Raw genomic sequence first — 14,051 nt, forward strand, 5'->3', positions numbered from 1 at the left:
ATAGTTTTATAGTTTTATAGGGATACAATAAGCTGATTTAAATGCATTTACTGATGTTTCTGTATCAGAATTAAACAGCGAGATTATCATTGTTTAAATGTATTTTAAATAGTGGAAATTAACTTTGATGATATCTATCGTTACTGATATTTTCTCTATAATTTTTGACATAATTCATTGGTATTATATTGAAAGTTAAAAAGTACTTACGGATAGGGAGGATAATAAAAGGGATTTATTTAAAGTGACTAAATTTAACAATTATAAGATCCAGTGTAAATGAAGTGATACTTAATAATGATTTATCCTAGTTAAAATGAATTAACTAGGTCAGCTTTTTAAATAAGGTTATTTATTGCCAATGATAATGGCGTCACATTTTAAACAGCTACATTTCATTTTACTTGTTTTAAAATCTCTCACCCAATCTTTATTTGGTACATGTTTGCCTAAAAGGCAGCTTAAATAAAAATTTTCTTTAATATAAAAGTAAATATTTCTAATCGTATTGATAGATTTAAGTAAAGCTTTGTGTAAACAGTCTTCTGATATGTTAGCTATTTTTTCAACTGGTAAAATAAAACTATGACGCATTAATGTTCCAAAATATTTTTTATAATCAAAGTATAAAAAAACATTGTGGAACAAGTATGGAGTAAAAATGGAGAGATGGAGTTGCATACTTAATAGATTTAATTAAGGAGTTATTAACAGTTAAATCAATATTTTGAATATATCAAAAACTTATCGTGATAAATAATATGTTTTTGATAAGACCTTTAATCTTGGTTTTCATACGCTTGTGATAATTACAAACAGGAGTTATTTATGAAAATTAATTTTAACCGTTACTTATCTATTTTAATGATTACTTGTGCATCATTTTTTGTGGAAGCCAGTAATGAGCAAGCTGAAAAGTTTATAGAAGAATTAAAAACACATTACCAGCAATCACCTTCTCTTGAAGTGTTTTCATTAAATTATCACTATTTAGGTCGTAGTCCATTTTATGCATGGGATTATCAAGCCCCAGAAAGATACTTAGCGATCAGAATGGTTGAAATTGATTTAATTAAAAAGCAGTTTGTTGAGAATGATGTGCATCATTTTTCAGGAGGCAGAACTTTTAATCGGGTGCAGTTTCAAGATGATAAACGCAGTCTATTTTATGATAAAAATGGTCTAGCTTTAGGTAAACGAATAATTAAGCAAAGTATGGATACTTACCAAGAATTAGAAGGGCATATATTTATTAATATTGATTTTATGGTAGTAAAATCATTGCTTGAAACACCTAACCTTTCTAAAGTTGCTCACTTTTATCAAAATCAAAAAACAGGCTTAAAATCACTGACACTTACTACGCCAGACAATAATTTAATCGAATATACTTTTGGTAATAACCCAGTTCAATTAGCTTCAATAAATAACAAGTCGCAGCAAAAAAAGTATGTTTATGCTGATTATCAAACTTCTAATGGCATCACCTTTGCCCGATCTATTCATAAGTATTTTGGTAATGTTACTAAACCAAGTTTTGTTCATCGAATTGATAGTTTGAATATAATTGAAGAAATTGAGCCATCAAAATTTAAAGTTCCAGAAGATTTTGGACCTATCATCCCAAAACATGACAAAAGCTTAATAGCTAAGGAGATTGCTGCTGACTTATTTTTAATCACTGATCTATCTGCCAGTAGAAATATACTCTTTAAAGTTAATAATGATGAAATTATGGTATTGGGTGCGCCTATAAGCCCAGAATTTGCTGAAAAAACAATTAAGACTATAAAAGCTAAGTTTCCCAAAAAGACAATTAGTTCGGTTTATGTAACACACCCCCATGGCGATCATATTGCAGGTCTTTGGGCTTATGCTAAGCGAGGTGTCACTATTTTGGCTGATGCTTATACTGTATCTGCTATTAAAGCTTATCCTTATTTTTCTCAAGATATGGCTAAATTTAAGTTTAAAATCATTTCACATGAAGAGACAGTTAAAGGCGCTGATTTTTATGTTTTAGAAAATTCACACTCAAAGCGTCAGAGCTTTGTGCACTTTCCAAAAAGTGGCATTATCTATCAGGCTGATTTTCTAGAAGTTGCTTTTGACAATACCATACCAAAAGTGATACCAAGCTATACTAAAACTTTTATTGATTTTGTACGTAGTAAACAATTAACAATAAATCGCATTGTAGGGCATCATCGTAATAATAATATTTCACTAAGTGTGATGAATAAAACTTATAACGCAATTTTGTAATTCAGATTCAGCCTAACGTTAATCTAAAGAGCGCAGTAATTATAAATTTATTGTATTTAACTTAGTTGCGTTCGTGGTGCGCCAATAGGCTGTTGCATTATTGTTTATATATTGAGAATAATAGTCAAAATCGATATCTTGGTTACATAAAAGCAATGCGCTATCTAAACTTAGGGTGCGACTTCCTGATAATTGAGCTTGTTCAAAGGTTTGTTTTGCATAAGTTACCATTTTATCTGTTTGTAGTTGTGCTTGTGCTAATAAGGCTTTCAGGTAAGAGTTCGTCGCATTATCGAGCGTTGTTGTATCAATCAATTTTTGTGCTTCATTTATTCGATTGTGAGAGAGGTAATAATTAACTAATTGCCTTTTGCTCGATTGAGCAGCCCAGTGTTCAGGAGTAAAAGTTGTTAGTTCAAGTACCTTTTTTAAATGTGGTTCTTTTTCTGATGATGTTTTAGCAAAACTTGCGTAACGATATGAAATTAAAGCAAAATGGTAACTCGGTAAGTTATAGCTTCTCAGTTTAGTTTCAGCTTGCTGTAAAAATAAATATTTATCTTTATCTTGCTGATAAGTATGGGCCATTGACGCTAGATGAATGAGTGATTCAATGCCTCCTAGTTTATTATTGGCTTTAAAAGCCAGTTGAGATGATTTAATTAAGCTTGTTTTTATTGCATCATAATTTTTATTTTGATGATCTAACCATGATTGATAATACCAAGCGCGAGCTAAGTATTTTAAATCGTTTATTTGGTTAAAATAACCTTTAGCCAAAGAGAGCTTTTGTGCGCTTAAATCAAAAAGACCTTTTTTAGTTAATACTTTACTTTGATAAGCGAGCGCTCTAGCTAAGTGCTGAAAATTATTTTGATTTTTAGCAAGTTTAATCAGTTTATCGGCCAAAGCCATGGCTTTTTCAAATTCATCAGTCATAAAGTAAGTCATACTGAGTTCACGTAAAATAATGAGATCGTTAGGTGATTTTTGATGAGCAATAGATAATTTAGCTAATTTAACTTCTGGTGCCTGAGGGCTGGATATTAAGTCATATATCAGCTTATGTTTTAAATGTGCTGTTAGTTGAGAAATGACATCTTGTCTTGATGAGCCAGAGATTTGACCTTGCCAAATAGTGCTTGGCCCTTTTAATTTAAAATCTAAATAATGTTTATTGTTATGAGTACGCATTTTACCCATTAAAATAAATCGATGCGCTTTTGCTATTTTAGGGTATTCAATTGAAATAGCGTTTTCGAATTTTTCGGTTTTTAACGAGCTTAATTCGGTGAAATCAAGTAACTCATCATCTTCAAAACTAATATAAGGTGATTGTTCACTTAAATCTTTTATTGGAATAAAAGCCAGTTTAATACTTGAGTTTGAAGTATTATCTAGCATTGCTTTATTTGAATAAAAGCTAGCTATTAAAATACACAAAAGAGCAAAACAAAATATGACAGGCCAAATTAAACGTTTGTTATTGATAGTTTGAATAGCTTGGTTTGATGACTCTGAACTCTCTTCCAAAGGTGAGGTTACAACTAAGGTCTTTATTTGCCATTGGTAACCACGTTTAGGAAAAGTTTTAATGGCATCATTTCCAAACCTTTGTCGTAAATGGCTTATGTTTTGAAAAACAACTTGCTCCGATACAACTTTATTTGACCATACATAAGAAAGAATATCTTCTTTATTTAACACAGATGCTTGGTTTTCTAGAAATACAGCTAACACTTTTGCTTCTGTATGACGAATTGTTATGGCTTGGTCATTGTGAGTTAATAGCAAGTTTTCAGTATTAAATTCAAAATTATTAAATGTATAACGCATGACTTTATAGTGACTTACCTGTCTTATTTTTATCTATATTAACGAATTTTTGAGTAATTAGTTATTTTTATTTGCCATCAAACCTAAGCATAAATTTAGATAAAACTTGTTGAAAAATAGATTGTCAGTAAAGTATTTTAATTATAAAGTGCTAATTTAAAAGAATAATTATATTGAAGGATTTATATTTCTTGATATTAAAGCGTATCTAAATTACTTCAAAGCCAATGTAGGGAACACGATGAAAAAAATAGTATATATGATGGGATTGATCTTTCCCTTTGCCTCACATTCTTCGCAAAAGGTAATTGAGCCAGACATGGTCACTATACCTTCTGGTGAGTTTATGATGGGAGGTGTACGTTCAAATGAACAACCTAAGCATAAAGTTTCTATTAACTCGTTTAAAATGTCTAAATATGAAACTACTGTAAAAGAGTTTCGCCAGTTTGTGCAAGCAACAGATTATCAAGCTAAGCCAACATGTTGGGTTTGGAATGAGGTCACTGAAGAACATAGTTGGGGGATAGATGCGCTTAAAGGTGATTGGAAAACACCAAAATATGCGCCTTCTGATGATCACCCTGTGATGTGTGTCAGTTGGGAAGATGCAAAAGCATATGCACAATGGTTAAGTGAAAAAACAAATAAAGTTTACCGACTACCATCTGAGGCTGAGTGGGAATATGCTGCACGAGCAGGAACAACATCTGATTACTACTTTGGTAACGACGCAAATAAATTATGTGAGTACGCTAATATTCTTGATATTAGTGGGGTTGCAGCGCTAAAACGGGATTACAATTTAAACAAAACGGGTGTTGCCTGTAATGATGGTACTGAATATACAAGCGCAGTGGGGAAATATAAACCTAATGCTTATGGCTTGTATGACATGATTGGGAATGTTGGTGAATATACGTTGGATTGTGAACATAATGACTATATTGGTGCTCCCACTGATGGCAGTGCTTGGACTGATGGTTGTAATAAAGGAAGACCGATGATAATTCGTCGTGGTGGTGCATATGGCGCCAAAGCAATACATGTTCGCTCAGCCAATAGAGCACATGCGGGTATCACTAACCCAAGCAGTTTAGGGGAAGGGTTTAGATTAGTAGAAGTGATAGTTAGTAATTAAATTTTATTCATAATAAATTATTGTAATTAGTTCCTTTAAAGGTACTTTGTGGCGGGTAACATTTCACAATAAATATTAAACTAAAAAGGAATTTAGTATGGGTGCACATGACATCTACAATTTTAAAGAAAATCAACTTAAGAGCAGACTTACTTACGATATTGATCAAAAAAAATTGTTTCATGATATTGATAATATACCTGAATTATATGGTGCCGCAGTAGTTTATATTGATAGTAATTACACAATTACAGAGCTTAGACCTTTTGACCCTTCATGTCGCCTAAATCCAATCAAAGTCGTTTTACGCGAGCCTCCAAAATTAATGAATCAAAAGGAATTCGCTGGGCATTTAAAAGGCAGTCAAGGAAATATCCGTGAATCTAAGTTGGTTGGTGAATTGGCAGGCACAGTGTTAAGTTGTGGAGCTGCATTTTTAGGTTGGGTTGCTGTTTTTGGCAGCAGTCCTGCTATCCCTTTAACTGGCGGTACAAGTGCTGCTGTGACTTATTTGGTTATTGGTGCAAGTACAGCTAGTTCAATGCAATGTGGTAATGGTCTTTACCGCATTTATAATGAACGACGTAACCCTGAAATGAATGACTTTCTCGACTCAAATGAATGGTACCAAGACATTACAACTGCTTTAGATATTATCTTACTTGCTGGTGCTGCGGCTGCCGGAGCGGCAACGCTTAAAACTGTAAAGCTTTTAATGGCTAATAGCAGTAAAAGCACTTCTGCAATATTGAAAGGGCTATCTCGTGCAGAAAAAAGCGATTAACTCAAGATATTATTCGTACTAACCATCCAGGGATATCAAACAAGCTATTAAAAAGTATGGTGCGTAGCGGGCGTTTTCCAAAACGTTACTCAGGGATAAAAATAACTCAATCACTTAAATTACAGTTAAAAGATGCCATTGGAGCTTCTATGAGCTTTTCAGGTAGTGCATTATCAGGAAATGTTAATTCCATTGCTGTTGGAATATATGAGGAGTTAGCTCAATAATGAAGGATGAAGAAGAAAAGGGTAGTTTATTATTTCCTCCTTGGAGATTAATGGGTCGGTTTTTGTTAGTAACTATGATGCTAATAGCTGGTACTGCATTTTCAGGCATCACTATTTTTAGTTATTACATGGAACTAACGCTTAAATGGCAAATAGGAATATTATTTTCGACCATAGGTGTATTTTGTATAGTGAATTTTCGGGTAACAAGAGGATCATTTTTTTGTGCGAATATCTTGAAATATTATGCACTTATTTTAGCGTGTGTTTGTATACCTGCCTTACTAATAGAACAGGATTATTTGTTTACACTTTTCACCGTATTTTTGATGTTATCAGCATTTTATTTAATTTCAGGAAAAACTTATCAAAAACTGGTTCAGTATCAACATGATTTTTTTGAAGACATTAAAGAAGCCAGAGAAATAGTAGAAAAAGAAATGGAAAGAGCGAATATGAATAAGCGTGGCTGATAGGTTTTAAAATCATAAATTATCATTTTGGTTTTGATATCTCTGGCTCAAAGTAAACAGTTATCATCAATGGATGGTAATTGGTGATGACTGGTACTTGATTCAGAAATTTAATAATTTTTATATTTGATTACGACTAAGTGAGCTTATTAGTTACTTTTATTTTGTCACCTTAACGAACCTATCACTCTAATTGCTTGTGCATAATAAAAGAATCAACGAACCCTAGACGTTTATGATTATATGCTTTGGGAATAGTGCCTATGATGTTGTAATCTAACTTTTGCCATAATTTCACTGCGATATCATTGGTTGATACAACAGAGTTAAATTGCATGGCTGTAAAGCCAAGTTCTAGCGCTATATTTTGTGAATGTAAACATAGTTTGCGAGCAATGCCTTTGCCTCGACTGTGCGGGCTTACCATATAACCACAATTTGAAATATGAGCACTTGGTCCTGATGCATTGGGCTTAATATAATAAGTGCCTAATATGGAGTCGTCTTCTTTTATTACGAAACACTTTTGAGGTGATATACACCAAAGCTGATACGCAGATGCAAAGTCTAGTTCAGGATCAAAAGCGTACGTTTATTGTGCTTGAATGATGTCTTTAAAAATAGGCCAAAAAGCTTCAAAGTCACTTTTTGTGATCTCTGTGATTTGCATTTATTTTCCTTAAAGTAAAATCGATTACTGGTTATATTTTTCTCACAGCAGTGACAGTCACTTCAATTAAAACATCACCTTCTAGGTTAACACCTAAACATGCTCTCTGGGGCCAATGATCAGGATTGTCGCCAACCCAAATCTTCCACTGGGTATCCATCTTTAGTTTTTCTGCCATATTTGCTATATACACTTGTGCCGAAACAATTTGAGTTTTGTCAGAGCCAAGCTCTAACAAGTTTTGTTGAATGGTAGCTAAAGTGAGCCTAGTCTGTTGTTCAATACCAACCGATGTATCTGATGACGTGGCGACTGTCCAGACTAAATCATTATATGCAGATGATTTACTGCGGCCAGCGTAAATACCTGGTTTTCTTTCTATCATCTAAACTCCTTTATTCTTTTTTATTCATAACCCATGGCTAAGCGCCTTTGCTGAGCTGATTGGCGTAATAAAAAATGTGTTTTTCCTTTTTGTCGCTCATTATAGGCATTTTTTACCACTAAACTAAGCTCTTCGTAAAGGGCATTTACAATGGGTTTATTTTTATGTTTACCAATCATCGGAAAGCCCCATTCAAATAACCAAACTAAAATTTGATTTAGTACGGTAATACTTTCTTTTTGGGGATTGATCATGCCATATACAAGCTTGTCCGAGATTTCTTTTTTTTGCTCTGGACTTAATTCAGTTGAAGCATTTGACCACGATTGTATGCGCACCAGCACATCTGTATTAGCCATATTCATTTGATGATTCATTTGCTTTGTTTGGCGTAAATCTTCATTTTTACATCGGCCTAATGTATCTAAATCGCGCTCAGGTAAATTTAAAGCTGACCAATTAGGGTAATTGATAAAATCTAAACCGAAAGATTCATTTATCGCGACATGAGTTAATTCATGTACCAAATTACCTAAATTGCCTATTTGATATCGGACTTCATATTGACGTATATTATTTGGTTTATATCTGCATACAGCAGAGCCACTTGTTTGCACATCAATCCATTCTACAACTAAAGGGGTTAATGCTAATACTTCATTTAAAATGAGTTTTAATGGTCCATGTACGATATTGCTTAATCGTCGAAGCTTGGCTAAATCTTGGGCTACGCTCATTTATACTACCTAGTTAATTTAAAAAAGAAACGCAGTGCCTATAACTGGCACTGCGTTTAACGAGGGTTATACCATATTGAATACGATTTACAATATATTTTAGTATTTAAGCTCTAATGTATGACTTCGCATTAAGTTACTAATTCAATTCAAATTTGCTTAGTGACTGACTAAAACTCTATTCCTTTTGAGTAATGTTTCGTATCTACTTGTACCTAGACCTGATTGGTTAAATAAATCTTTCATTCTTGCTTCAGGATACATGTCCATATTGTAATCTGGTAGCCAACCAGCTTCGAACATAGCTAACAGCGTTTGTTGTGATTTCTTTATGTCACCTTGAAGTAAGTACCAGCTTGCTTGCGCGATGCTTGGGCTTAATTGCGCTTTAAATAATGCTGCGAGTTGTTGTTGCTGCAAGTCAGTTAATGTTTTTTTATCAAATAAAGATTGCTGTAACTGATAGTAGAGTATAAATAGCGACTTATTTTTTTCGGTTACTTTAGTGTGTGTTTTTGATAACTCCGGATTAGATTTTAATAATAGCGAAAATGCTTTTTCTTGTAGTCCCATTTGCGAGAAAACAATGGCGCGAGGAATCGAAAAAGATACTGTATTTGAGTGTAGTTTTTCTCGTTCTGTGAGTAATGCCAACGCTGATTTATGATCATTTTTTGCTGTCGCTACAGCCATTTTGATAAACAATAAAAAAGAAGGGTTAACTGAAATTGTACTAGATGTTTTTATTGTTGCCATTACAGTTTCTATATTGCCCAAGGCGAGATCTATTTGTGATTTTGTTAAAGCAAAATTGGGTTGTTTAGTTAACTTACTCTGATTTTTTACTAACCATAGATTAAAAGCTTTTGCTCTTTGGCTATTTAAGCTGAAAAAATCTAACTCGCCCACAGGTCGATCCGTATAGTCAGGATCAAGTTCAAGGGCCCTTTGATAGTAGTATCTTGCTTGAGACATTTCCCGAAGGTTGAGCATTGAGTAGGCTAAACTTCGATTAATGATTGGCGACACAGGTGCAAGCTGATAGGCTTTTTTACTATATTCCAAAGATAGAGAATATTGTCCAATATCTCTTAAAAGGCTGCTATACCACATATAGCCAAACGCGTAGTTTGGCGCTAAGTTAATTGCTTTTTCAAATAATGCTTTAGCTTCTGATTTTTCACCTTGATGACTTAATAGCAAGGCTTTTGCTGCCAATGCTTGCCCTAAATCAGGTTGTTCAGCTAAGGCTTGATCTAATAAAGGTTCACACATGCTTAGCGCTTTATTTAATGTCCAATCTGAATAGATATGTAAATATTGATAAGTATTGCACAAACCCACAGCTGCTAATGGAAATAATTGATCATTGTTCTGTAAAGATTCAAAGAGCTGCTGTGAACGTTTTAAGCTTTTTACATTTCGTTGATCCCACAAATGGCGCGCTAATAAGTATTGGTCGAAAGCTATGGTATCAATATTACTTTTGTTAAATGTATCGATAGGTTGCTGGCGATTAAATAATTCTAATAAATCAGCAACAATCATATCTTGCATTGCAAATATATTAGTCGTACTACCTGTAAATTGTTTGGCCCATATTACTTGTTGAGTTTCAGTATGTTCTAACTTTAAATACACCCTAAGTTCAGTCTTTTGGGTTGTGATATTGCCACTGAGAATTGCTTGCGTATCTACTGAATTACCCTTTGATTTTAGGTTAATTATTTGAATATCTTTAAAATGCATGAGTTGAGTTAATAACACATCATTTAATGCTTCAAGATTAGTAGAGGTGCTTGTTTGAGAGATTGTTAATTTAACTAAACCGATAGCGTTAATATCATTTATAGCAAACGGTATTTTGGGCTTTGTTTTTGTTAAGGTTTGAGGGCTATTAGTCGATTGCTGCTCAAAACCTTTGAAGTATCCAATAAGTAAAAAGCTTAAAAAGATCAGTGTCGTAAATATGGCTATAAATGCTTTTTTATTTACAAAAATAGCACGAGCAGATTTTCCTGATAATATTTCTTTTGATGATGTTTTATTTTTTATTTCAATATCTGTAACGGGATGGGAAAAAACGTCTTTTGATCGTTCGCTCACTTTTGCAATTAAACGATAACCTTTACCTGAAACGCGTTCTATAAAGTACTTTTTCTTAGCGCTATCACCAAAAGCTTTACGAAGTTGTGCTATCGCTTGATAAATAGAGCTGTCAGAAACGACTTGCTCAGACCATACATTGTCCAGAATAGTTTGCTGACTAACTGGCTCTCCTGCATGTTTAACTAAAAGTAACAAAAGAGACATCACTTTTGGTACTAAGATAATTTCTTGTTGATCTTTGCTGATACGATTAAGAGCAGGCTCTATGAGCCATTTACCAACATAAAATGAATCGAAATTTTCCAAGTAATACTGTCCTTTAAACTATTAGCGCAATATTTTAACAGAAACTTTTACAATTTTTATATTTTTTATCTTATTGATTTATATGGATTCAGAAAATTTTGAGATTAATTTTAGATTAAAATTGAGTTTTTTTGTGACTCAAATGACACTGTGATGGCAGATACTAATAAACAATGGAAAGTTAAAAAATGAAATGTAAAAAAATATTATATTCACTTTTTCTTATTGGAATAAATGGGTGCTGTTTTGCTAATGAACTATTGATTGAGAATGTTACTCTAATATCTCCAGACAGACATAAACCACTCAAACACGCTAATATAAGAATAATCGATGATCAAATAATTGAAGTATCTACGTCTGCAATTTTACAAAGTAAAGAGAGTATAAAAATCGATGGTACTGGACAGTTTCTTATTCCTGGATTGATGGATTCACACGTACATGTCTCTAATATGCCTGGAGTCAATAATTCAGTTAAAGCCGTCGCCTTAGAAAAAGAGTTTTTACAGCAGCAGCCGAGAAGTTATTTGTATTTTGGTGTCACACAATTGCTCGACCCATCACAATCCGAACAAGCAATCGTTACTTTTAATCAAAGTGAGCAAAAACCTGATTTATTTCATTGTGGCGCAGCTCCAATATTAGGCGGTTATCCAACGGTATGGTCTGATGAAGCAACAACACTTAAAAATAAGCGTTATTTGATTTTGGAGCAAAATACCAATATCAAATTGCCAAAAAACTATGATATTACGCAACATACGCCGGAAGCTGTTGTAGCACGTATGGCTGAAGATGGTGCTATTTGCGTTAAAGTGTTTATTGAGGATGGTTTTGGCCATAACAATGATTGGCCGCTGATCAGCAAGCAGTTATTACAACGGGTAAGGGCTGCGGCAACTAAGCATGGTTTAATGATGATGGCACATGCTAATGCATTTGATATGCAACAGATTGCAATTGCGTCAGATGTTGATGTGATTGCCCATGGCATGTGGAATTGGCTCGACTTTAATCGCCAGCCAGCTATTCCTAAAGATATTAGGATTTTGTTAGACGAAATTATTAACAAAGGTATGATTTTTCAACCAACCTTTAGTGTAATGGATGGCTTAAAAAGTATCACTATCAATGACACTATGGCAGATCCGCTCTATAAAAAAGTGGTTTCAACAAATGCACTTAATTGGTATCAAAGTAAAGCAGGGCAATGGTTTAAAGAAATTGTCCTTGGTGATTACGATAATATGCTTTTAGAAAAAATTCATCAAAACCAAGATCGTAAAATCTTTCAAGGAGAAAAGGTTGTTCAATATTTAAAAGAAAATGGTTTACCTATGGTGCTGGCAAGCGATACACCTTCGGCACCTTTATATGTATCTCAGCCAGGTTATTCAACATACAAGGAGTTACAGCATTTATTTAAAGCGGGTTTAAATTATAAAGAAGTTTTAGCCGCAGCAACAATCAATAATGCTAAAGCGTTTGGCTTGGATGATAAATATGGCACAGTCGAGCCTGGTAAATTCGCTAATTTACTTCTACTTAACCAAAACCCATTACTCACTATAGATGCTTATAATGAAATCGATAAAGTGATTGTAAAAGGCAAAGCAATCGATCGTGAATCATTGGCTGTTAAATAAGATATAAGCAGAGAAATAATGTTATTTTTTAAAAAAATGATTCAAATATTAATAAGTTTTATCTTATTTTGTGGTCTTAGTTTTACATCAAATGCAGATAATCATTTAGCAATGGGAATGGTGAATGAAACACAAATTAAAATTGAAAAGGTTGTAAATAGCTACACTTCTAATAATGCTTTTGAAGGCGTTATTTTGGTCGCAAAATCAGGAAAGGTTGTTTTTGAAAAGGCCTATGGTTTTGCTGACCGAGTCGGCAATCAGAAAATAAGTGTTTCTCACGCTTTTGGACTTGCATCGCTTAGCAAACCAATTACAGCAACATTAATGCTCAAACTTGAGGAGCAAGGCAAGCTAAAGTTAACCGATACGTTAGCTGATCACTTCCCTGAATTTAAAAATAATTTTGGTCGAAAGGTGACTTTGCATCACCTGCTAAGCCACACATCCGGTTTACCTGATCACTTTGCCATAAATGGTTGGTTTGATGTGGATTTTCATAAGCAAACTTCAGAGCAAGCATTTATTAATATGATAGCCAAACTTTCCCCAAAATTTGCTCCTGGAGCAGATTACCTTTATTCAAATCTAGGATATTTCCTACTAGGCAAAGTAATAGAAAAAGCGACTGATAAATCTTATTCAGAGAGTTTAAAAGATAATATATTACTGCCTTTAAACATGAATAAGTCAGGTGTCGCCAGTGGTTTTGAATTAAGTTCTGGTATTGTAAAAGGCTATAGATGGGGTAAAAAGAACGGTTATCTTGAGCAAGTAGCAAAAAATATGAATTTATTTGGTGCTGGTTCTGCGATTTATGCTAGTGCAAAGGATCTTCATCGGTTTGATTTAGCTTTATATGGTGAACAGTTGCTCAATGAGCAAAGTAAAATACGCTTATTTAATCCCGAAAATTCATATAGCTGGCGTGTTGGCAAGGTACCCGTTAGTAAAAAGCAAAATGTGAATGTTCATATGTATGATGGTCAGTTTGATGGCTATAGTTCTATTATGACGCGTTTTATAGATGATAAGCATAGCATTATTATTTTGAGCAATGTGGGAATAAGCTACTTTTTAAAACAACAGCTTACATTTGATATTGCAAATGTATTGTACAATCAGCCACTTAAAAATCGTGAAAATGATGTACCTCTGATTTTAATAAAGAGTCTGCTATCAGGAACTTTTGAGCAGACTATGACTGCTTTAGAGGCTAAAAAAGGAGAATATAATTTTAATGAGGCAAGTTTATCTGCGTTGGCTTATCAAATACTTTGGAGCGGCCTTGGCAGTGAGTCACTAAGGTTATTCTCTTTCATTAACAATATTTTTACAGATTCTTTGAATGCTAAAACTAATCTAGAGCGTGCATGTGATCATCAGGTAACCATTGGTTTATTGAATAAGCAAGGTTTCTGTAAATAATTTTAATCAATTTCTCTATTAATCTCAGGGCTTAACAACCA

General features: G+C 33.6%; 12 protein-coding genes and 1 pseudogene. 7 read left to right on the forward strand and 6 right to left on the reverse strand.

What is annotated here, in order from left to right; translation table 11 throughout:
• Positions 1–348 precede the first annotated feature (348 nt).
• Positions 349–594, reverse strand: a complete 246-nt coding sequence (locus KO527_RS22035) for a hypothetical protein (RefSeq protein ID WP_216042400.1) — start codon at positions 592–594, stop codon at positions 349–351.
• A gap of 234 nt (positions 595–828) precedes the next feature.
• Between KO527_RS22035 and KO527_RS22040 the strand changes: the two genes are divergently transcribed.
• Positions 829–2,265 carry a hypothetical protein gene (locus tag KO527_RS22040; RefSeq protein WP_216042401.1) on the forward strand — a complete coding sequence of 479 codons (1,437 nt, stop codon included), beginning with the start codon at positions 829–831 and terminating at the stop codon, positions 2,263–2,265.
• 39 nt (positions 2,266–2,304) lie between these two features.
• On the opposite strand, the gene KO527_RS22045 is transcribed toward KO527_RS22040, so the two are convergent.
• Complete coding sequence (locus tag KO527_RS22045) at positions 2,305–4,101, reverse strand: winged helix-turn-helix domain-containing protein (protein WP_216042402.1); 1,797 nt, start codon at positions 4,099–4,101, stop codon at positions 2,305–2,307.
• Between the two features lie 241 nt (positions 4,102–4,342).
• Between KO527_RS22045 and KO527_RS22050 the strand changes: the two genes are divergently transcribed.
• From KO527_RS22050 to KO527_RS22065, 4 genes are all read left to right on the forward strand, one after another.
• On the forward strand, positions 4,343–5,242 hold the full coding sequence (locus tag KO527_RS22050) for a formylglycine-generating enzyme family protein (RefSeq protein ID WP_216042403.1): 900 nt from the start codon (positions 4,343–4,345) through the stop codon (positions 5,240–5,242).
• A gap of 97 nt (positions 5,243–5,339) precedes the next feature.
• The gene (locus tag KO527_RS22055) at positions 5,340–6,026 is read left to right on the forward strand and encodes a hypothetical protein (RefSeq protein ID WP_216042404.1); all 687 of its coding nucleotides are present in this window, start codon (positions 5,340–5,342) and stop codon (positions 6,024–6,026) included.
• Between the two features lie 56 nt (positions 6,027–6,082).
• Positions 6,083–6,253 carry a hypothetical protein gene (locus tag KO527_RS22060; protein WP_216042405.1) on the forward strand — a complete coding sequence of 57 codons (171 nt, stop codon included), beginning with the start codon at positions 6,083–6,085 and terminating at the stop codon, positions 6,251–6,253.
• Positions 6,253–6,726: a hypothetical protein gene (locus KO527_RS22065; RefSeq protein ID WP_216042406.1), complete on the forward strand. Its 474-nt coding sequence runs from the start codon at positions 6,253–6,255 to the stop codon at positions 6,724–6,726. Before KO527_RS22060 ends, KO527_RS22065 begins: the two co-directional genes overlap by 1 nt.
• A gap of 184 nt (positions 6,727–6,910) precedes the next feature.
• Here KO527_RS22065 and KO527_RS22070 read toward each other — a convergent pair.
• The 4 genes and pseudogenes from KO527_RS22070 to KO527_RS22085 form a co-directional block, all read right to left on the reverse strand.
• Positions 6,911–7,267 (reverse strand): annotated as a pseudogene (locus KO527_RS22070) (GNAT family N-acetyltransferase); the annotation flags it as partial.
• A gap of 160 nt (positions 7,268–7,427) precedes the next feature.
• Entirely contained in the window at positions 7,428–7,781 is a 354-nt protein-coding gene (locus tag KO527_RS22075; RefSeq protein WP_216042407.1) for a RidA family protein, read from the reverse strand.
• Positions 7,782–7,801: 20 nt separating this feature from the next.
• Positions 7,802–8,518, reverse strand: coding sequence for a hypothetical protein (locus KO527_RS22080; protein ID WP_216042408.1), 717 nt, complete (start codon positions 8,516–8,518; stop codon positions 7,802–7,804).
• Positions 8,519–8,677: 159 nt separating this feature from the next.
• A complete protein-coding gene (locus KO527_RS22085; protein WP_216042409.1) occupies positions 8,678–10,933 on the reverse strand; it encodes a winged helix-turn-helix domain-containing protein in 2,256 nt (751 codons plus the stop codon).
• Positions 10,934–11,121: 188 nt separating this feature from the next.
• Here KO527_RS22085 and KO527_RS22090 point away from each other — a divergent pair, with 188 nt between their 5' ends.
• Together KO527_RS22090 and KO527_RS22095 are read left to right on the forward strand one after the other, a co-directional pair.
• Positions 11,122–12,582, forward strand: a complete 1,461-nt coding sequence (locus tag KO527_RS22090) for an amidohydrolase family protein (RefSeq protein ID WP_216042410.1) — start codon at positions 11,122–11,124, stop codon at positions 12,580–12,582.
• Between the two features lie 18 nt (positions 12,583–12,600).
• Positions 12,601–14,010: a serine hydrolase domain-containing protein gene (locus KO527_RS22095; RefSeq protein WP_216042411.1), complete on the forward strand. Its 1,410-nt coding sequence runs from the start codon at positions 12,601–12,603 to the stop codon at positions 14,008–14,010.
• The last annotated feature ends 41 nt before the right edge of the window (positions 14,011–14,051 follow it).

It is taken from the genome of Pseudoalteromonas sp. C2R02, assembly GCF_018860845.1.
Lineage (GTDB): Bacteria > Pseudomonadota > Gammaproteobacteria > Enterobacterales > Alteromonadaceae > Pseudoalteromonas.

Excerpts from the sequence above, each read along its gene's own strand:
- KO527_RS22035 (WP_216042400.1), bottom strand. The coding sequence starts at position 594 with ATGCGTCATAGTTTTATTTTACCAGTTGAAAAAATAGCTAACATATCA.
- KO527_RS22040 (WP_216042401.1), top strand. The coding sequence starts at position 829 with ATGAAAATTAATTTTAACCGTTACTTATCTATTTTAATGATTACTTGT.
- KO527_RS22045 (WP_216042402.1), bottom strand. The coding sequence starts at position 4,101 with ATGCGTTATACATTTAATAATTTTGAATTTAATACTGAAAACTTGCTA.
- KO527_RS22050 (WP_216042403.1), top strand. The coding sequence starts at position 4,343 with ATGAAAAAAATAGTATATATGATGGGATTGATCTTTCCCTTTGCCTCA.
- KO527_RS22055 (WP_216042404.1), top strand. The coding sequence starts at position 5,340 with ATGGGTGCACATGACATCTACAATTTTAAAGAAAATCAACTTAAGAGC.
- KO527_RS22060 (WP_216042405.1), top strand. The coding sequence starts at position 6,083 with ATGGTGCGTAGCGGGCGTTTTCCAAAACGTTACTCAGGGATAAAAATA.
- KO527_RS22065 (WP_216042406.1), top strand. The coding sequence starts at position 6,253 with ATGAAGGATGAAGAAGAAAAGGGTAGTTTATTATTTCCTCCTTGGAGA.
- KO527_RS22075 (WP_216042407.1), bottom strand. The coding sequence starts at position 7,781 with ATGATAGAAAGAAAACCAGGTATTTACGCTGGCCGCAGTAAATCATCT.
- KO527_RS22080 (WP_216042408.1), bottom strand. The coding sequence starts at position 8,518 with ATGAGCGTAGCCCAAGATTTAGCCAAGCTTCGACGATTAAGCAATATC.
- KO527_RS22090 (WP_216042410.1), top strand. The coding sequence starts at position 11,122 with ATGAAATGTAAAAAAATATTATATTCACTTTTTCTTATTGGAATAAAT.
- KO527_RS22095 (WP_216042411.1), top strand. The coding sequence starts at position 12,601 with ATGTTATTTTTTAAAAAAATGATTCAAATATTAATAAGTTTTATCTTA.